This is a genomic window from Streptomyces gardneri (assembly GCF_006539185.1).
In the GTDB taxonomy this organism is placed as follows: Bacteria; Actinomycetota; Actinomycetes; order Streptomycetales; family Streptomycetaceae; genus Streptomyces; species Streptomyces gardneri.
Genome location: NZ_BJMN01000058.1, coordinates 1 through 17,088, shown reverse-complemented (window position 1 = coordinate 17,088; position 17,088 = coordinate 1). Strand labels below are relative to the sequence as shown.

The following is a 17,088-nucleotide window of genomic DNA, read 5'->3' as shown; positions in this document are numbered from 1 at the left end:
AATTACCCCTTCGCCACGGCAGATTCATCCGCTCCGGCGCGATCGGGGGCGGGGCAGCGAGCTTGTGGCCGGCTGCCCCGACCCGGGCGCCTGCGGTGTGAAACCTCCTCGGATCCCGAGGAGGCCCCACCGGCTCCTCCACCTTGGCGGGGGTGACTCGACGACCCCTTGAGTGCAGGTAGATCCAGGTCAGGCGGGCCTGGACTGCCTGATGGCGGCCAGGATCTGACGGTTCAGGGCGGTGCTGGCCCGGGTGTCGGGCCGGCCGGAGCGCCGGGTGTCCTGGAGGGCGACGGCGGCGACGTGGCCTCCGGGCACGGGGCAGGTGGCGAACCGCCAGGTGTGGTCCTCGACGAGCGTCCCGTCGGCGCGTTCGAGCCGTGCGGCGCGGCCCGCCCCGTCCCCCTCGCCGTCCTCCATGCGGAAGCCGAACTCGGTGAAGGGGAAGCGCAGTCCCTGTCCCAGCGCCTTGCTGTAGGCCTCCTTCAGCGTCCAGAGGCTGAGGAGCTGTCCGTTGCGCTCCGCCTCGGGGGCGCGGGCGATCCGTTTGCGTTCCGGTTCGGTGCACATCAGCCCCTCGACGTCCTGGCCGCTGAGCCGGCGGTCGGCCGGTTCGGTGTCGATGCCGACGACGCCGAGGGAGGTGATGCCGCAGAGGAGCAGGTCGGCGGTGTGGCTGAGGCTCACGTCGATCTGGTCGTAGCCCCGGAGGTGGACGCGGCCGTTGAGCCCGTACCGCAGCTCCAGGGCGTACGGTTCCGTGCCCAGGGCGACGGCGGCGGTGTGCCGGATGAGCATGCGGGTTGCGAGGAAACGTTCCCGCAGAGGGGCTCCCGCGAGTTTGCTGTACCGCTCCCAGTCCCGCCCGAGGAGCTCCTTGCGCTCGTCCTCGGGCGGCAGTTGGGTGCGCCACTCGCCGAGCGAGGCGTGCACCATGCCGAAGCCGGATCCCTCCAGGTCGCGCAGCAGGTTGGCCCAGGGCCCGGCCGGGCCGCCGACACGGCTCGGCTCGGGCGGGAAGACCCGTTCGGGCGCGGCTGCCGTCATCCCGCGAGTCCGGTGCGCAGCAGGTCGAGGCTCTGCGGGACGCGGACCCGCGCCAGGACCTCCTCGCAGGTGAGGGCCTCGATCTCGCGGGGCAGCGGCGGTACGGAACGGCCGATGCGGCGCAGCAGCCGGTGCAGGGCGAGGACGAGCCAGGCCGGTTCGTCGAGGAACTCGTCGGGGCCGACGCCGGCGTTGAGCCAGACGCCGACGCAGGCCGAGGCGGCGAGCAGCAGCGCGTACCGCTCGCTGAGGGGGAAGGAGCGCGTGTCGAACAGCAGGCCGTCCTCACCGCCGTCGCCGGTGAGCTCGGCGGCCTCCCGGCGGATCTCGGCGGCCTCCTCGCACAGCCCGGCCACGAGGCCGGTCAGCAGGTCGGCGTGCGGGAGGCCGGTGAGCGCGAGGGGCAGCTGTCCGGCGGCGTGCCCGAGGTAGTCGAGCAGCCGGTCGTCGCCGCCGAAGCCGGAGAGCCGCTCGCCGTCGAGCGGCGGCAGGGGCACCTCCAGCCGGAACAGGTCGGCGGGGGTGGTGGCGGCGTCGGGGTCGACGAAGGCGAGGGCCGGCAGGTAGGGCGCGATGACGGACTGGCAGATGGCGCTGCTGACATGCCCGAAGGTGATGGTGGAGAGGTCGCGCAGCTGCTTGCGGAAGACGGCGTCGTGCCCGCTCTCCGCGTGGAACGCGTCGCCCATCACCGCCGACAGGTCGTAGAGCGCCTCGCCGACGATCTTCGGGACGATGTACTTGGTGACCGCCGCGAGCACGTCGCACTGCTCGGGCAGCAGGTGCGTGGAGCGGGCGGCCGTCAGGGACAGGCAGTCCGCGATCAGCAGGTCCGCGAAGGTACCGGCGAGCGCGGAGCGGGCCGAGGCGTCGCCCACCGGCCCCTGGGTGCCGTAGTCGCGCTCCTGGGCGGCGCGCACGGCGGACCGCAGGGCGGTGTCGGCGAGGCCGATGGCCATCGAAGGGAAGGCCGCGTGCACGGCCGGGTAGGCGCGCAGGCTGAGCGCCACGCCGTCGCCCCAGGTGCCGACGAGGGACTCGCCGGGCAGCGGGCAGTCGAGGAACTCCAGTCCGGCGGCCTGGACTCCGCGGACCCCGGTCGTCCGGTGCCGGGGCAGCGCGCGCACGCGGGAGGGCGGCACCGAGGCCGGGTCGAACATGAGGATCGAGTAGTCGGTGGCGCCGTCGCCGGTGGAGACGAAGCCGACGATCAGCTCGGCGGTGTGGGCGTTGTTGATGGCGCCCTTGCTGCCGTTGAGCCGCAGCATGCCGTCCTCGGCCCAGGTGGCGGTGAACTCCTGGGCGTGGAACTCGCTCTCGTGCTCGAAGCGCTGGCAGGCCACGCCGACCATGCCGCCGCGCAGGACGACGTTGGCCATCCGGGAGCGCTGGCGCGCGTCCCCGTTGAGCCACACCATCTGCGCGCCCAGGAAGGGCGTGAAGCCGTGGCTGAAGGCGAGGGCCGGGTCGCGGCGGAAGAACGGCCGCATGACGAGGCCGAGCAGGTCGACACCGGCCATCTTGCCGCCGAGCTCCGCCGGCACCATCTCGGCCGGCATGCCGAGGTTCTGGAACCGCCGGATGCCGATGACGGAGCTCTCCCCCGAGTCGTCGGCGGCGAGGACGGCGGCGAGGCCGACGGGGTTGTCAGGGCTCCAGGGGTCGCCGAGACCGTCTTCGATCTCGGCCACCCGGGAGCGGGCGCGCGTCAGCCGGTCGGGCTGCCACTGCGGATCGGCACCGAGTGCGGCGGCGATCAGTTCATCGGGTTCGTACATGGTCACCCCAGGGCGTCAGAGGGGGCATCGGCGGACAATCCCTCGCACCATGTCGAAAGACGCTGGAGACCGCCTTGACCGGGAGTCGACCCGTACGTGGTCCCTTCGGGGTATGTGGCCGCGGGCGGTGTCAGCCCGTCGGCGGCGCACCCGCCCTGCGCACCCCGTCGACCAGCCAGCGGTGCACGGGCCCGCCGCGCGGCGACGTCCCCCCGGTCGGGCCGAAGGCGTGGAACACGGAGCTCTCCAGGGTCAGTTTGAGCAGGGCCAGGTCCTGCGGGGTGGTGAGCGGGTCGTCGGGGGCGTGGCCGACCCACACCCGGCCCCGGATCTCGTACAGCTGCTCGGGCAGCAGCGCCAGGCCCTTGAGGAGGTACGGGAGTTGCTCGCCGCCCGCCGCCCCGGTGGCGTCCGCCAGCGCGTCGACCGTCGCCGGGGGGAGGTCGAGGATCCGGTCGGGTTCCTCGAAGAGGCGGGAGACCGGGGCGCCGACGAGGTGGACGGAGGCGATCCGGTCGTCGGTCGCGGCGGCGGCGAGCGCGGGGCGTCCGCCGAGGTCGAAGCCGATCACATGGGTGCGCCGGGTGTCCGCGGTGCGGTCGTGGCGGTCGATCAGCCGGGTGACGGAGGCCGCGGTGCACTCGGCGCACGGCACGGGCCGGGGCAGCCGCGCGGCGACCACCGCGTGGCCGTAGGCCACGAGCCGGCCGAGGAGCCGGGTGCACTCCGGGCCGCCGCCCAGGGCCCCGCCGACGACGAGCACCAGCGGCCGTTCGGGATCCGACCCGCCGCTCCACCAGACCGGGTCCGGACCGCTCGCGGGCACCGGCCCCCGACGGATCTCGCGCACGGCCATCCCTCACTCCTCTCGGCGGCCACGGCCTGCATCGGCCTGACAGCGGCCTGTGTGAGGTGTCCGGTCGGCACACGGCGGGACAACCCCGAGGGGCATGCTGACACCGCCCGCTCGAATATCGTCGGAGCCTCCGGACACTCCCTCTGAAGCGGACCCCGTCCGACGCCGTTCCACCCGCGTTCGAGCCGGACGTGAGCGGCGCGGACGACGCTCCGGGGACGGCGGCGGCCCGAGGGACCCCCCGGCCCCGGCCGCCGCCCACGAACGGAGGACGAGCGGTGCACGGAGAGCCGAACCGCGCCCTGGGCCACGTCGTACGGGTGGCCCTGGGCTGTTACCGGGCCCTGGTGGCCTTCGGATCCCTCTGGCTCCCGCTGCCCGAGGACCAGTTGCGGCGGATCGTGTACGGGGAGACCGAGGAGCACGGACCCGAGACCGAGACCGGAACCGGAACCGGGTCCTGGTCGGGGTCCGGGACCACGGCCACCGCCACCGCCCCGCCCCCGCCCACCGGCCCGTCCGGGAACACGACCGGGGACCCGGCATGGGACACGACCGCGGACTCGGCGAAGGACTGGCCCACCGGCCCGGCCACGGCCGGGAACACCGCGGGGAACACGACCGGGAAGACCACCGGGCGCACCGCCCGGAAGACGGCCAAGGCGCTCCGCACACCGCCAGGACCGCCGCCCGGGCATCCGGAGCGGCTCTGTGTCGAGGTGCCGCTCAGCGAGCTGGAGATGCGGCTGGCCCGGCAGTTGAAGGGCGTGTGACGCCCGCTCCCCGGTCAGGCGCTGCGCCGCGACTCCAGGGTGGGACGCTCGGCCGCCGAGGGCTCGTCGGGGCAGACCGTCCGGGGCTCCTCCGTCAGGAGGGCTAAACCGTCCTTCACCGCGGCCGCGTCTGCCGGAACGGCGACCACGAGCCGGAACGTGGCGCCCCCGGGGTCCACCCCGCTGCGCAGCCGACCGCCCACGGCGGCGGCCCGGGCCGCCAGGTTGGTGAGTCCCGTACCGGTGCTGTCGGCGGCGACGAGCCCCCGCAGCCCCACCCCGTCGTTGACGATCTCCAGTCGGAAGAAGCCCTTCCGCTCGGGGTCCTCGCCCGCCGTGACCGAGCAGGTCCGGGGCTGGCTGTGCCGGAGGACGTTGGTGACGCCCTCCCGCAGCACGGTCGCCAGGATCGTGTTCGCGATCGACGAGAGCCCCGTGCACTCCACCTCGATCTCGGCGTCGATGCCGGCCGCCTTCAGCACCGACCCGGCGGACTCGGCCTCGACGAGGAGCGACATGTCCCGGTAGCCGCGCGCCACTTCGCGGACGTCGGCCAGGGCCTGCCGGGAGATGACGAGGACCTCGGTGACCTCCTCGCAGGCGCGCTGCGGGTTGCTGACGATCAGCCGCTGGATCAGCTCGTTCTTCAACGTGATGGAGGAGAGGCTGTAACCGAGCAGGTCGTGCAGGTCCCGGGCGAACCGGAGCCGTTCCCTGGCGACGGCCATGCGGGCGAGCTCGCCGCGCGAGTCGTGGATGGCGGTGGCCAGCATCGCCAGCCGGGCCATGGAGTACAGGACCAGGCCGGTGAGGGCGGTCGAGACGCCCATGTAGGCGATGTCGACGGGGCGCAGCTGCTCGGTCGCCGAGATCGCCATGACGCCGGTCACGGTGAGTCCGTAGAACACCCAGCCCAGGACCGGCGACAGCCGGAGCAGGAACGATCCGGCAAGGAAGCCCGCCATGCCTCCCCAGTGCCATCCGAAGAGGGCGAACGGGACGAAGGTGACCAGCGCCTGGAGGATCAGGGACCAGGGGTGCAGCCGCTGCCTGAGGTGCGCGAGGTGTGGGGCGAAGTGCACGTACTGGAGCGCGGCGAGCACAGGCGGAATGGCGAGACAGGCGGTCAACTCCGACCTCCCCGGAGAGAGATCGAGGACGTTGACGGCCTGCATCAGCAGATAGCCGAGGAAGACCACCACGACCAGGACGTTCGCGATCCGGGGAGCCGGCGCCGCCGAGCTGATGGCCGACAACTCCCTTTTGCCACCGGGCCGCTCTGTGGCATGCGACCGCATGGCTTTGAGTCTCAGGCGAGAGGTGCTCTGTGCTGTCATCGGATCCAGCCCCCTGTCGGCCCCTCCCCCGGGGCCACCCATGGCCGGATCATAACCACACGGATCCGCTTCATGTCGCTCCGTGGCCGGATTATGGGCGTCCGGATGTCCGTATGGCGGGCGGATCTCCCCACTGAAGCGATTTGTCACCGTGGTGAAAATCTCATGTCGGTGAGGGTGAAGCGATCACTTGTGGAGATGTCGCGAAGTTTCGTCTACTCCTATCGAGCCTCACGGCCCTCACCAACCGCTGACATCACGGGAGTTGCCATGAACCAGTCTGTCGCCACGGCCCTTGAGATCGGCTCGATCGAGCAGGAGCTGGCCTTCGCCGAGCTCATGCTCCACACCTTCGTGGACCCGGCCTTCGCCGCCCGCTACGCCAGCGACCCGGACGGCGTCCTGAAGGAGTCCGGCATCGCCCTCGACGAGGGCGCCACCGCCCCGGTCATCCCGGCCACCACCGGGCTCGGCGCCGTCACGGAGGAGTACGCCGCGATAGCCCCCGACGGCACCACCCTGCTCACCCTCTGCATCCGCGCCCTGCCCGCCGCCGCCCTGGCTCCGCTCCCCGTCGCCGGTCACTGAATCCGTACGTCCGACACGTAAGGGGAGGGGCACACGCATGCGCATGGGGTTCAAGGAGCATCTGCGGGCCGAAGTCGTGCCTGGCGAAGCGACGTACGTCATCTCCGAACGAGGCATCACCGCCTTCGACGACGCGCGGGTCGCGGTCGTCGCACCGCTCCTCGACGGCACCAGGGACTTCCGGTCCCTCGTCGCCGACGCCTCTCCCCACTGCACACCCCGGGATGTCGCCCTGGCGGTCGGCCGGCTCAACGAGGCCGACCTCCTGACCCGCGACCCGGTCCCGGCGACCCCCACGGCGGCGGCGGCCGCCGCGTACTGGGAACTGGCCGGCGCGCCCGGCCCGTTATCCCTCTCGACCGTACGGGTCCGGGCGGTCGGCGGCGCCGACGCCCGGTCCGCCGAGCAGGCCTGCACCGCGTCGGGCCTGCTCCTGACGGACGGCCAGGACGGCGCGTACGGGCAGGACGGCGCGTACGGCCAGGTCAGCGCGTACGGCCAGGACGGCTCTTGCCGCCAGGAGGGCGGGGACGGCATCGGCGGCCGTGTCCCCGCCCAGCTCACCCTGGTCGTCTGCGACAACTACCTCGACCCCGAGCTCGCCGAGGTCGACGCCGAGCAGCGCGCGGCGGGCACGCCCTGGCTGCTCGCGAAGCCGCACGGCACCACCCCCTGGATCGGCCCGCTGTTCCGGCCCGACGACGGCCCCTGCTGGCAGTGCCTGTCCCACCGGATCTCGGGACACCGGGGCGCCGAGACCCATCTGAGCCGTGCGCTCGGCCGCCCGGTCGCGCACCCGCCGGCCGAGACGCCCGCGAGCCTCCTCCTCGGCAATCAGCTCGCCGTCGCCGAGTGCGTCAAGTGGCTGGGCGGGCACCGCCACCCCGGCCAGGACGGCGTCCTCACCTTCGACACCTTCAGCCTCACGACCCAGGTGCACCCGCTGCGGGCCCGCCCGCAGTGCACGGGGTGCGGCGACCCCGGCCTGGTGGCGCGCCGGGTCCTCTCCCCCGTCACCGTGCACTCCCGTCCCAAGGCCGATCTCACCGGCTCGGGCCACCGCTCCGCCACCGCAGAGCAGACCCTGCGGCGGTACGAGCACCTCATCAGCCCCATCACCGGCGTCGTCAAGGCCGTGCAGCGCGACGCCCGCGGCCCCGCCGGCCTCAACTCCTTCCGCGCCGGACACAACCACGCCCGGGGACCGCGCGGCCTGACCGGGCCCGCCTCCCAACTGCGCAGCGAGAGCGGCGGCAAGGGCATGACCGAGCTCGACGCCCGGGTCGGCGCCCTGTGCGAGTCCCTGGAGCGGCACTCCGGGATGTACGAGGGCGACGAGCCGACCGTCCGGGCGAGCTGGCGCGAGGTCGCGGACCGGGCCGTCCACCCCGCCGCCTGCCAGCTGTACGACCCCCGCCAGGGCATGGAGCCCTTCGACGAGGACGCGCCCGTCGACTGGACGCCGGTCTGGTCGCTGACCCGCGGCGAACACCGGCTGCTGCCCACCGCGCTGCTCTACTTCGACGCCCCGCGCACCCCCGGTCTCGGCCACGTCCGGGCCGATTCGAACGGCAACGCCGCCGGCAGCAGCCGTGAGGACGCGATCGTCCAGGGCTTCCTGGAGCTCGTCGAGCGGGACGCGGTCGCCCTCTGGTGGTACAACCGCACCCGGCACCCCGCCGTCGACCTCGACGCCTTCGACGAGCCCTGGATCGGCCGGATGCGGGAGCTGCACGCCTCCCTCGGCCGCGAGGTGTGGGTCCTCGACGTGACCGCCGACTTCGGCGTACCGACCTTCGCCGCCGTCACCCGGCGCACCGACAAGCCGGCCGAGGACATCCTGTTCGGTTTCGGCGCGCACTTCGACCCGAAGGTCGCGCTGTGCCGCGCGCTCGCCGAGGCGAACCAGATGATGCCGTCCGTCGCCGAGGTCCGGGCCGACGGGACCGGCTACGGCTGCCAGGACGAGCGGCTGCTGCGCTGGTGGCGGACGGCCACCGCCGCGGCCCACCCCTACCTGCTGCCGGATCCCGAGGCCCCGCTGCGCGGCCCCGCCGACTTCGCGTACGCCCCGCGCGCCGACCTCCGCGACGACGTCGCCGCGATCGGGGCGGCGGTCCGCGAGCGCGGCATGGAGCTGCTGGTCCTGGACCAGACCCGTCCCGACGTCGGGCTGCCGGTGGTCAAGGTGATCGTGCCCGGCATGCGCCACTTCTGGGACCGCTTCGCGCCCGGCCGGCTCTTCGACGTGCCCGTGGCCCTCGGCAGAGTGGCCGCCCCGACCCCGTACGAGGGGCTGAACCCGGTCCCGCTGTTCCTCTGAGACGGACCGGACCGGCTACCGGTCAGTACCGCTTGAAGATCGTGTGAACCCTCGATGACGACGGAGGCGGCCGTGGAGCGGCCGCCTCCGTCTTCGTACGAATCCAGCCGTCCCACCCCGCGCGGCGATCGAAAATAGCCAGTACGCTCCATCCCCGTCGACAGAGTCAACGGAGTCCACGGGGGGTGGAACGAAGCTTGATCAGGATCCTGATCGCCGAAGACATGCGCATGCTGCGCCGTGCTCTGGTGGAACTGATTTCCCTGGAGCCCGACATCGAGGTCGTCGCCGAGCTGGAGACCGGCAGCGAGATCGTGTCGCGCGTCGAGGAGCTGAAGCCGGATGTGGCGATCCTCGATATCGAACTGCCCGGTATCGACGGCATCGCGGCGGCCGAGGCCCTGCACCAACGGGGCGCGGGGGCCCGGGTGCTGATTCTCACCAGCCTGGGCAGGCCCGGCAATCTGCGCCGGGCCCTGGACGCGCAGGTGCGCGGCTTTCTCCTGAAGGACGCGGAGCCCGGCCGGCTCGCCGAGGCGATCCGCGCCATCGCCAAGGGCGAGCGCGTCTTCGACCCGCAGCTGATGCTCGCGGCGCTCGGTGCCGCCGAGTCCCCGCTGACCCCGCGCGAGGCGGACGTCCTGCGGCTCGCGGCCGACGGCGACGACGTCGAGGAGATCGCCGGCGCGCTCTACCTCTCGTCCGGCACCGTCCGCAATTACCTCACCGCGGTCGTGTACAAGCTCGGCGCCCGCAACCGCGTGGACGCCATCCGCATCGCGCAGACCTCCGGCTGGCTGTGAGTCCCTCGCAAGGACCGTGATCCGGGACGTGGACCGGGACGGGATCCGGGGACGTGGACATGGACGTGAACCGGGACATCGACAGGGGTGTGGCCTCGGACCGTGAATCCGTCACGGTGTGGCCGGGAACGCTTCATCCCTGGCTTGTTCCGGTCTCACTGGTCCGCCGTCACGGGCGCGTGCGACGGTGGAATCCACGACCAGGAGGAGGCATCGATGAAGATCGACATGCTGGGACCGTTCTCCGCTGCCATCGCCGGCGTCCCGATCACCCCGAGCGCCCGCAAGCCCCGCCGGATCCTGGCGCTGCTCGCACTCCACGCCGGCCAGGCCGTCCCGGTCTCCGCCGTCGTCGACGAGGTGTGGGGCGCGGCCGCCGCGCCCAAGGCGCACATCACCGTCCAGACGTACGTGCTCCAGCTCCGCAACTTCATCGGCCAGGCCCTCAAGGACCCGCGCGCCGCCCGGGACGTCCTCGTGACCCGGCCGGGCAGTTACGCGCTCCTCGTCGGCGAGGGCACGGTGGACGTCCACGCCTACGACCGGCTGTGCGCCCAGGGTCAGTCGGCCTTCGAGACCGGTGACGACGCGGCCGCGGCCGCGCTGTTCCGCGAGGCCCTCGCCCTGTGGAAGGGGCGCGCGCTGGACGGCGTCCAGGACGGCCCCGCCCTCGGCCTGGAGGCGATGCGCCTGGAGCAGAGCCGCACCGACGTACTGGAGCGGTGCCTGACCGCCGAGTTGCGGCTCGGCGCCGGGGAGCGGCTGCTGCCCGAGCTGTCCGCGCTGGCCGAGGAGCACCCGCACCACGAGGCGCTGCACGGGCTCCTGATGACCGCGCTGGCGCGCTCCGGCCGGGTGTCGGGTGCGCTCAGCGTCTACGAGACGGTCACGGCCCGCCTCGACGAGCGCTTCGGCCTGCTCCCCTCGCCCGACCTCCTGCGCCTCGGCCGGGAGTTGCGGGAGCGCGCCGGACAGGCCTCCCACCACGCCTGACGCCCGGACTCCAGCGTCCCCCTAACGAGGCTGGACCGCGTGGGGGTCCCCTGGTCGGCAAGAGCGTGCGCGAAGAAGCGCACGGCGCCGCCGGAAGGGGAACCCATGCGTGTCCTGTTCAGCGCGCGGCACTCCGTTTCGCATCTGCTCGCGATGACGGCCGCCGCACAGGCCTGCGCGTCCGCCGGCCACGAGGTCCGCACCGCAGGGCCGCCCGACGCCCCCCTCTCCCCCGCGCTGCGCGGCACGTCGCCGCCCGCCCCCGGCTGGCTCCCCGATCTGGTGGTGTCGGCCGAGGACGGCGCCGCGGAGACCGGCGCCCGCGCGGCCTTCCCCGGTGGGCGAGTCGTGCGGTGGACGCCGCTCGACCACCGGAGCGCCGACGGACCGGCGCCGGTCCGCATCGACCCCTGCCCGCCGGGGCTGCGCGGCGGGGCGGAGTCGGGCGCGGAGCACGACGCCCTGTCCGTACGCCAACCCACCAGCCACGCCGGACAGTTGCCGTACGAGCTGCGCGAGCCGCACCACCTGCTGCGGGTCTGTCTGCGTCCCGGCCCGGCCGGCTCGCCGGACAGCTGGACGCCCGAGCGGCTGCTCCTCGTCGCCCGGGCCGCGCTCGGCCTCGACGTCGAGCTGATCGTCCTCGTCCCCGCCGCCGAGCGGATGCGGATCACCGGCGCCCTGGGCGGGCCCGGCTCCCCCGTCCGGTTCGCGGAACCGGAGCTGCTCGGCCCGGTCCTGTCGACCTGTGTGGCCGTCGCCCACGAGGGCGGCCCCGACGTGACCCTGGAGGCCGCGGCCCACGGCGTCACGCAACTGGTGCTCGCCGACAGCCGCCCGGCGGGCGACCGGCTGGACCGGATCGGCGCCGGACGCCGGCTCGTCACCGCCGAGGAGCCCCTGGAGACCGGGAGTTCCCTGCGGCTGCGCCGCCATCTCGCCGACCTCCTCTACGGCGGCCGGGCCCTGGCGACCGCCCAGCGGCTGCGCTCCGCGATCGCCGCCCTGCCCTCGCCGGAGGCCTTCGCCGGCCGCCTGGAGGACCTCGCCGCGCACTAGGGGGTGGGTGCCGGACAGGCCCTGGTGGCCGCGTCGCCCCGCCCCGTACACCCGCCGTCCGGCCCGACCGCGTACACCTGGCCGGGCCGCCCGCCCCACGCACCGACCTGCCGCTCCACCGACTCACCGACTCACCGACTCACCGACTCACCGACGTTCGCATCCGTCCGCCCGCCCGTCCGTCCGCCCGAGGGGCCCGCCCCTCCCCCGCAGGAGGCCACCGCCATGAGCGCTTCGACCCCGTTCCCGCTTCCGCCGCACACGGCGGACTCCACCGCCACGCCGGTCCGTCCCCTGCGGATCCTGAACGGCAATCCCACCCCGGAGGAGGTCGCCGCCGTGACCGCCGCCCTGCTGGCGACGCTGCACCGCGAGCCGCCGCGCGCGGCGAGCGCCGGGGCCGACCGCGCGGCGCGCTGGAGCAGGTCGCACAGCTCGCAGGCGGCGGGTTCCTGGCGCTCGGTGCCCCGGGGCCGCTGACCGCCCGGCCGTCCCGGCGGCCCCCCACACGCGTACGCGCCGTACAGGATGCCCTCACATCCCGTACGGCGCGTACGAACTCCCCGACGCTCCTCTACGGCAGCGACCGGCCCTCCCCGACCGCCAGCGGCCACAGGTCCGCCGGCGCGCGGCCGGTCTCCCGCCAGGCGGCGCGGGCCCGTTCGAGCGGGTCGAGCAGCGGCTCGCCCGACAGCGCGAACGTGCCCCAGTGCATCGTCGCAATCCGGGCGGCGCCCGCGTCGAGGCAGCCGCGCACGGCCTCCTCCGGGCTGACGTGCGCGTGCGAGAGCAGCGCGCGCGGCTCGTACGCGCCGATCGGCATCAGCGCCAGGTCGATGTCCGGGTAGGCCTCCCCGATCCGGGCGAAGTGCGGCCCGTACGCGGTGTCCCCGGCGAAGTAGACCCGGTGCCCGGGGCCGGACAGCACCCATCCCGACCAGAGCGTGCGGCACAGGTCGAAGGGGCCGCGGCGGCTCCAGTGGCGGGCCGGGACGCAGCCGAACCTGACCCCGTCGAGCTCGGCCTCCTCCCACCAGTCCAGCTCGGTGACCCCGTCGAACCCGCGCTTCCTGAACCACCGTCCGAGCCCGGCCGGCACGAACACCGGTGTCGTGCGCGGCAGCCGGTCGACGGTGGCGGCGTCGAGGTGGTCGTAGTGGCTGTGGCTGATCACCACGGCGTCGACCGGCCCGACGGCGTCCCACTCCACTCCCGGCGCGGTGAGCCTGCTGCCCGCCCCGAGGATGGCGGACGACCACACGGGGTCGGTGAGGACGGTGAGCCCGCCGATGCGCACGACGTAGGTGGCGTGCCCCACCCAGGTGGCCGAGGTCTCGGCCGGGCCGGCGTCGAACCCGCCGTGCGGCTCCGGGTGTACGGGGATGAGCGGGGCCTGCGACCGGTCCGGCCGGAGCTTCCCCGCGACGACGGCGGCCAGCATGTCGCGGGGGCTCGGCAGCGGATCGGCGAGCCGGTGCCGGTATCCGTCGGGCCGGTCGCACCGCGCGCCGACGGGCCGCCGCACGACCTTCGGCCGGGTGTCGGTCATCCGGACACCGCCGCCTCCACGGGGAAGGCGCCGAGCTCGCGCAGGGCCGCCTTGTCGATCTTGCCGTTGGGCAGGCGCGGCAGGGCGCCGACGCGGACCACCCGGTGCACCCGCTCGGCCTCGGGTCCTGCCGCGGCGGCGAGTCGTTCCTCCCACCCGCCCTCGGCCCCGTCCCGTGCCGCTACGAACGCGGTGGTCAGGAGCGGTCCGTCGGTCCCGGGCCCGGGCAGGCCGAGCACCGCGCACTCCCGGACGGCGGGGTGCGCCGCGAGGCGGCGCTCCACCCGGCCGGGCGAGACGAGGCCGCCCTCGTGGTGGTAGAGGTCGACGACCCGGTCGAGGACGTACAGCTCACCGTCCGGCGACAGGCGGCCCGCGTCGCCCGTGGCGAACCAGCCGTCCGACCCGGCGGCCGGCGCCACCGCGAGCCGCCCCAGGGCGTCCAGCGAGACATAGCCGAGCGCGACGTGCGGGCCGGCGATCTCGATCTCGCCGAGCCCGCCGTCCGTCACCGGCTCCCGGGTGGTCAGGTCGACGATCCGGGTCGTGGCCTCCGGCAGGGCGGGGCCGACCGAACCCTCGGGGGCGCCATCGGCACCGGCGGAGTGGGCGAGACCGGCCGTCTCCGTCAGGCCGTACCCCTGCACGAGGGGCGCGCCGAAGGAGGTGCTCAGCCGGTGGGCCGTGGCGGGCGGCAGCGGCAGCCCGCCCGTGCCGACGAGCCGGACGTCCGGCAGGTCGAGGGCCCGCGGGTCGGGGTGCTCGGCGAGGCCGGCCAGCTGGAACGGCAGGGCGTAGAAGTGGGTGGCGCGCCGCTCCCGGGCCAGCCGGACCGCGCCGACCGGGTCCCGGCCCGCGGCGAGGAGCTGGGTGGCGCCGGCGGTGACGGCGGCGTTGAGGTGCATCGGGTGGTAGAGCGGCAGCGCGTTGAGGACGACGGCGTCCGCGCCGACTCCGTGCGCCGCGCCGATCTGCCGGGCGCCGGTGAGGAGGTTGCGGTGGGTCAGGGCGACGCCCTTGGGGCGTCCGGTGCTGCCGCTGGTGAACATGATCGCGGCGATGTCGTCGGGCCCGGCCGGGACGCTCTCGTACTCCGGCGGCTCGTACGCCTCCGGCAGCCCGGCCTCCTCGGACGACCCGGTCTCGGACCGCTCGGACCGCCCGGTCTCCGGTACGCCGGGCAGCTCGTCGAAGCTCACCACGGCCCGCAGCGACGGGACCGCCGCCAGGGCGGGCCCCACCGCGGCCCGTACGTCCGCCGCGAGCACCACGGCCGCGGCCCCGACGGAGCGGAGCAGTCCCTGCCAGACGGGCGGCGGGAGGAAGGGGTTGACGGGCGCGACGATGTGACCGGCGCGGGCCACCGCGTAGTAGACGGCGGGGAAGTCGGCTCCGAGGACCGAGGAGACCGCGACGACCTCGCGTCGCCCGGTGTCGAGCAGTCCGGCGAGCCGGGCGGCGATCGCGTCGACCCGCGCGTCCAGCTCCGCGTACGTCAGGGAGGTACCGGCGGCTTCCACGGCGAGGTGCCGCCCGGACCGGCGTGCGGCCTCGCGCGGCAGCGCGCCCAGCAGGACCGGCGCCTCCTCCGAGAGCTCAAGACGCTGTGCGACCACGATGGTTCCCATCCCTTCTCCGGCAGGTCCGGAAAGCCTCTCCAGCCGTCCTCGAGCGGCCGTCGAGCGCCGGTGAACAAGGACCGCCCGAGCGCCCGCCGAGCCGCCGGGGCCAGCCTGCGTGCCCACGCCCCGCGCACCGTCCCGACCGAGGAGCCCCATGTCCACCGCCCTGCACTCCACCGCCACCGCCACCGCCACCGCCACCGCCGCCCGCCGCCAGTCGCTCCTGGACTTCTACGCCCGCCAGATGCACGCGGCCGACGGCGACGACGTCGACACGTACGCGGGGACGTTCACCGAGGACACCGTCTTCCGGAGCAACGCGCTGCCCGGCCCGGTCCAGGGCCGGGAGAAGATCCGCGAGGCGACCCGCAGGCAGGGCGACGCGCGACGCGCCGCCGGGGTCGTGCGGCGGCACCTGCTGACCTCCCTGGCCGTGACCGAGCTCGCCGACGGGGCGCTCGCCACCCGCGGGTACGTGCTCCTGGTCGAGACGGCCCGGGAGGGCGCCCCGCAGGCGTACCTGAGCACGGTCATGGAGGACGAGGTCGTCGCGGTGGACGGCGGGTGGCGGGTGCGCCGCCGTGACGTGCTGCGCGACGACCTCCCGCCGCTGGCCTGAACCGACCCGCCCCGAGACAGCGGCGGAAGCGGAAACGGAGACGAGAGCGGGGCGGAACCCTTCCTCAGGGTTCCGCCCCGCTCCGTGTCCCGCCCCGCCGCTCACTCCGGGACGTGGGCCACCGCCCGGGTCCATCCCGCCCCGGCCCGGGCGATCTTGACGGGGAAGCAGCTGACGGTGAAGCCGTATGGGCGCGGCAGGCTCTCCAGGCCGGCGAGCCGCTCGATCTGGCAGTACTCGACCTCCCGGCCGGCGAAGTGCGCGGGCCACAGCACGTCGCGGTCGCCGGTCTCCTGGAACGTCTTGATGATGTGCCCGAAGGGGGCGTCCAGGCTGAAGGCGTCGGTGCCGATCACACGGATGCCCAGGTCGAGCAGATAGCGCACGGCCGAGCCGTCGAGCCCGGTGAAGTCGGTGAAGTAGCTCTGGGTGCCGACGCGGGCGGCGGCGCCGGTGTCGAGCAGCACGATGTCCAGCGGCTGCGGCTCGTAGCCGATGTCGGCCACGGCCTTGCGCAGCCGGTCGGCGCCGACCGTGCCGGTGCCGGAGTCCCTCAGGTCGAGGACGAAGGCCGGGCGGTGGAACCAGTCGAGCGGCATCTGGTCGATGGTGCGGGGCACGCCGTAGGTGCCGCGCGAGCCGTAGTGGGCGGGGGCGTCCACGTGGGTGCCGGTGTGCGCGGTGAGGGTCAGGAAGTCGTTGGTGAGGAACTCGCCGTCGGGCAGCACCGAGGTGTCGAAGTCGATGCCGAAGACGCGCTTCATGCCCTCGGCCATGTGCCGGGCGCCCTCCTCGGCGGACATGATCGTGTGGGTCACGGTGTCCGGCTCCCAGAACTCGCCGTCCACCGGCGAGGAGAGGTCGATCAGAGGCATGGGCGTGCTCCTTGGCAGTCAGGGGGGCGCGGGGCCGCGATCGGGGCCAGGGCCGGGCGGGACTTTCCGGACAGGCCCTGGGGCGGCGGTGGCCATCGTCGGCGGGGGGCCTCGCACGCCCCTGGAGGATGTGTGAACCCGGCGGCCCTTCAGAACCGGCCGAGTCCTCTTCGAGCAGGTCCGGCGACCTTGGTGTCGGCATCACGGGCCGACCCCGTGCGCCGACCGCCCACCACCGGAGGGAACACCATGCCGACCGTCACGTCCGACGCCCCCGCCACCGGAGCGCAGACCGGACTCCGCCACGAGGTGGAGGAGTTCTACGCCCGGCACTTCCAGGCCGGGGACGGGGGCGACGCCGCCGCCTGGGCCGAGGGCTTCGCCGTGGACGGCTCCTTCAGCTCCAACGCCCGCCCCGAGCCGGTGGTCTCGCGCGCCGTCATCCTGCCGGCCGTCACCGCGATGTTCGCGGCCCGTACGGCGGAGGGGGTGCAGCACCGGCACATGCTGACGCAGCTGACCGTCGAGCCGCGCGAGGACGGCACCGTGCTCACCCGCTCGTACGTGCTCGTGGTCTCGACGCCCCGCGAGGGCGGTCCTACTCTGCTGGCCAGCACCCTCGTCACCGACGTCCTGAACCGCGAGGACGGCGCGCTGCGCATCCTCGCCCGGCACGTCGACCGCGACGACCTGCCGCCGACGTCCACGCTCTGAGCCCACAGCCTGCACCACCTGCACCACCCGCCCCGACTCCGTGCCCCGGTCTCATCCCCCGTGACCGGGGCACGGTCATGTCTCCCGCGCGTCTCCCGATCGAAGCCGGGCCAAAGGGGCGGGGCCCGGCCACCTTCCGGTGGTCGGGCCCC

At 74.2% G+C, this 17,088-nt stretch carries 16 protein-coding genes; 9 read left to right on the top strand and 7 right to left on the bottom strand.

The features are described from left to right. Positions 1–189 precede the first annotated feature (189 nt). The 3 genes from SGA01_RS35130 to SGA01_RS35120 form a co-directional block, all read right to left on the bottom strand. A complete protein-coding gene (locus SGA01_RS35130; RefSeq protein WP_141301908.1) occupies positions 190–1,047 on the bottom strand; it encodes a 4'-phosphopantetheinyl transferase family protein in 858 nt (285 codons plus the stop codon). Further along, entirely contained in the window at positions 1,044–2,825 is a 1,782-nt protein-coding gene (locus tag SGA01_RS35125) for an acyl-CoA dehydrogenase family protein (protein ID WP_141301906.1), read from the bottom strand. Before SGA01_RS35125 ends, SGA01_RS35130 begins: the two co-directional genes overlap by 4 nt. Positions 2,826–2,955: 130 nt before the next feature. Continuing rightward, on the bottom strand, positions 2,956–3,681 hold the full coding sequence (locus SGA01_RS35120) for an alpha/beta fold hydrolase (protein ID WP_141301904.1): 726 nt from the start codon (positions 3,679–3,681) through the stop codon (positions 2,956–2,958). 278 nt (positions 3,682–3,959) lie between these two features. On the opposite strand from SGA01_RS35120, the gene SGA01_RS35115 reads away from it, so the two are divergent. Further along, positions 3,960–4,454 (top strand): DUF6059 family protein, encoded by a 495-nt coding sequence (locus SGA01_RS35115; protein WP_141301902.1) that lies wholly within the window; start codon positions 3,960–3,962, stop codon positions 4,452–4,454. A 14-nt stretch (positions 4,455–4,468) separates the two neighbouring features. On the opposite strand, the gene SGA01_RS35110 is transcribed toward SGA01_RS35115, so the two are convergent. Next, positions 4,469–5,752: a sensor histidine kinase gene (locus SGA01_RS35110; protein WP_167534244.1), complete on the bottom strand. Its 1,284-nt coding sequence runs from the start codon at positions 5,750–5,752 to the stop codon at positions 4,469–4,471. A gap of 309 nt (positions 5,753–6,061) precedes the next feature. On the opposite strand from SGA01_RS35110, the gene SGA01_RS35105 reads away from it, so the two are divergent. From SGA01_RS35105 to SGA01_RS35080, 6 genes are all read left to right on the top strand, one after another. Next, on the top strand, positions 6,062–6,379 hold the full coding sequence (locus SGA01_RS35105; protein WP_141301897.1) for a hypothetical protein: 318 nt from the start codon (positions 6,062–6,064) through the stop codon (positions 6,377–6,379). 43 nt (positions 6,380–6,422) lie between these two features. After that, the gene (locus SGA01_RS35100) at positions 6,423–8,702 is read left to right on the top strand and encodes a TOMM precursor leader peptide-binding protein (RefSeq protein WP_255325335.1); all 2,280 of its coding nucleotides are present in this window, start codon (positions 6,423–6,425) and stop codon (positions 8,700–8,702) included. Positions 8,703–8,899: 197 nt separating this feature from the next. Further along, positions 8,900–9,505 (top strand): response regulator transcription factor, encoded by a 606-nt coding sequence (locus SGA01_RS35095; protein ID WP_055643868.1) that lies wholly within the window; start codon positions 8,900–8,902, stop codon positions 9,503–9,505. Between the two features lie 216 nt (positions 9,506–9,721). Then, the gene (locus tag SGA01_RS35090; RefSeq protein ID WP_141301894.1) at positions 9,722–10,498 is read left to right on the top strand and encodes an AfsR/SARP family transcriptional regulator; all 777 of its coding nucleotides are present in this window, start codon (positions 9,722–9,724) and stop codon (positions 10,496–10,498) included. A 105-nt stretch (positions 10,499–10,603) separates the two neighbouring features. Next, on the top strand, positions 10,604–11,557 hold the full coding sequence (locus SGA01_RS35085; RefSeq protein WP_141301892.1) for a glycosyltransferase: 954 nt from the start codon (positions 10,604–10,606) through the stop codon (positions 11,555–11,557). Positions 11,558–11,782: 225 nt separating this feature from the next. Then, positions 11,783–12,037 carry an acyl-CoA carboxylase epsilon subunit gene (locus tag SGA01_RS35080; RefSeq protein WP_055643865.1) on the top strand — a complete coding sequence of 85 codons (255 nt, stop codon included), beginning with the start codon at positions 11,783–11,785 and terminating at the stop codon, positions 12,035–12,037. Positions 12,038–12,131: 94 nt separating this feature from the next. Here the strand turns inward: SGA01_RS35080 and SGA01_RS35075 are convergent, their stop codons facing one another. Beyond that, the gene (locus SGA01_RS35075) at positions 12,132–13,106 is read right to left on the bottom strand and encodes an MBL fold metallo-hydrolase (RefSeq protein ID WP_141301890.1); all 975 of its coding nucleotides are present in this window, start codon (positions 13,104–13,106) and stop codon (positions 12,132–12,134) included. Beyond that, positions 13,103–14,734: a class I adenylate-forming enzyme family protein gene (locus tag SGA01_RS35070; protein WP_167534243.1), complete on the bottom strand. Its 1,632-nt coding sequence runs from the start codon at positions 14,732–14,734 to the stop codon at positions 13,103–13,105. The genes SGA01_RS35075 and SGA01_RS35070 overlap by 4 nt, the downstream gene beginning before the upstream one ends. 148 nt (positions 14,735–14,882) lie before the next feature. On the opposite strand from SGA01_RS35070, the gene SGA01_RS35065 reads away from it, so the two are divergent. Next, positions 14,883–15,347, top strand: a complete 465-nt coding sequence (locus SGA01_RS35065) for a nuclear transport factor 2 family protein (protein WP_141301886.1) — start codon at positions 14,883–14,885, stop codon at positions 15,345–15,347. 101 nt (positions 15,348–15,448) lie between these two features. Here SGA01_RS35065 and SGA01_RS35060 read toward each other — a convergent pair whose 3' ends face one another. Further along, entirely contained in the window at positions 15,449–16,222 is a 774-nt protein-coding gene (locus SGA01_RS35060) for a cyclase family protein (protein WP_055643861.1), read from the bottom strand. 249 nt (positions 16,223–16,471) lie between these two features. Between SGA01_RS35060 and SGA01_RS35055 the strand changes: the two genes are divergently transcribed. After that, complete coding sequence (locus SGA01_RS35055; RefSeq protein WP_141301884.1) at positions 16,472–16,936, top strand: nuclear transport factor 2 family protein; 465 nt, start codon at positions 16,472–16,474, stop codon at positions 16,934–16,936. Positions 16,937–17,088 lie beyond the last annotated feature (152 nt).

Bases quoted from the DNA above. Each gene is read 5' to 3' on its own strand.
- SGA01_RS35130 (WP_141301908.1), bottom strand. From the start codon at position 1,047: ATGACGGCAGCCGCGCCCGAACGGGTCTTCCCGCCCGAGCCGAGCCGT.
- SGA01_RS35125 (WP_141301906.1), bottom strand. From the start codon at position 2,825: ATGTACGAACCCGATGAACTGATCGCCGCCGCACTCGGTGCCGATCCG.
- SGA01_RS35120 (WP_141301904.1), bottom strand. From the start codon at position 3,681: ATGGCCGTGCGCGAGATCCGTCGGGGGCCGGTGCCCGCGAGCGGTCCG.
- SGA01_RS35110 (WP_167534244.1), bottom strand. From the start codon at position 5,752: ATGCGGTCGCATGCCACAGAGCGGCCCGGTGGCAAAAGGGAGTTGTCG.
- SGA01_RS35105 (WP_141301897.1), top strand. From the start codon at position 6,062: ATGAACCAGTCTGTCGCCACGGCCCTTGAGATCGGCTCGATCGAGCAG.
- SGA01_RS35100 (WP_255325335.1), top strand. From the start codon at position 6,423: ATGGGGTTCAAGGAGCATCTGCGGGCCGAAGTCGTGCCTGGCGAAGCG.
- SGA01_RS35090 (WP_141301894.1), top strand. From the start codon at position 9,722: ATGAAGATCGACATGCTGGGACCGTTCTCCGCTGCCATCGCCGGCGTC.
- SGA01_RS35085 (WP_141301892.1), top strand. From the start codon at position 10,604: ATGCGTGTCCTGTTCAGCGCGCGGCACTCCGTTTCGCATCTGCTCGCG.
- SGA01_RS35080 (WP_055643865.1), top strand. From the start codon at position 11,783: ATGAGCGCTTCGACCCCGTTCCCGCTTCCGCCGCACACGGCGGACTCC.
- SGA01_RS35075 (WP_141301890.1), bottom strand. From the start codon at position 13,106: ATGACCGACACCCGGCCGAAGGTCGTGCGGCGGCCCGTCGGCGCGCGG.
- SGA01_RS35070 (WP_167534243.1), bottom strand. From the start codon at position 14,734: ATGGGAACCATCGTGGTCGCACAGCGTCTTGAGCTCTCGGAGGAGGCG.
- SGA01_RS35065 (WP_141301886.1), top strand. From the start codon at position 14,883: ATGTCCACCGCCCTGCACTCCACCGCCACCGCCACCGCCACCGCCACC.
- SGA01_RS35060 (WP_055643861.1), bottom strand. From the start codon at position 16,222: ATGCCTCTGATCGACCTCTCCTCGCCGGTGGACGGCGAGTTCTGGGAG.
- SGA01_RS35055 (WP_141301884.1), top strand. From the start codon at position 16,472: ATGCCGACCGTCACGTCCGACGCCCCCGCCACCGGAGCGCAGACCGGA.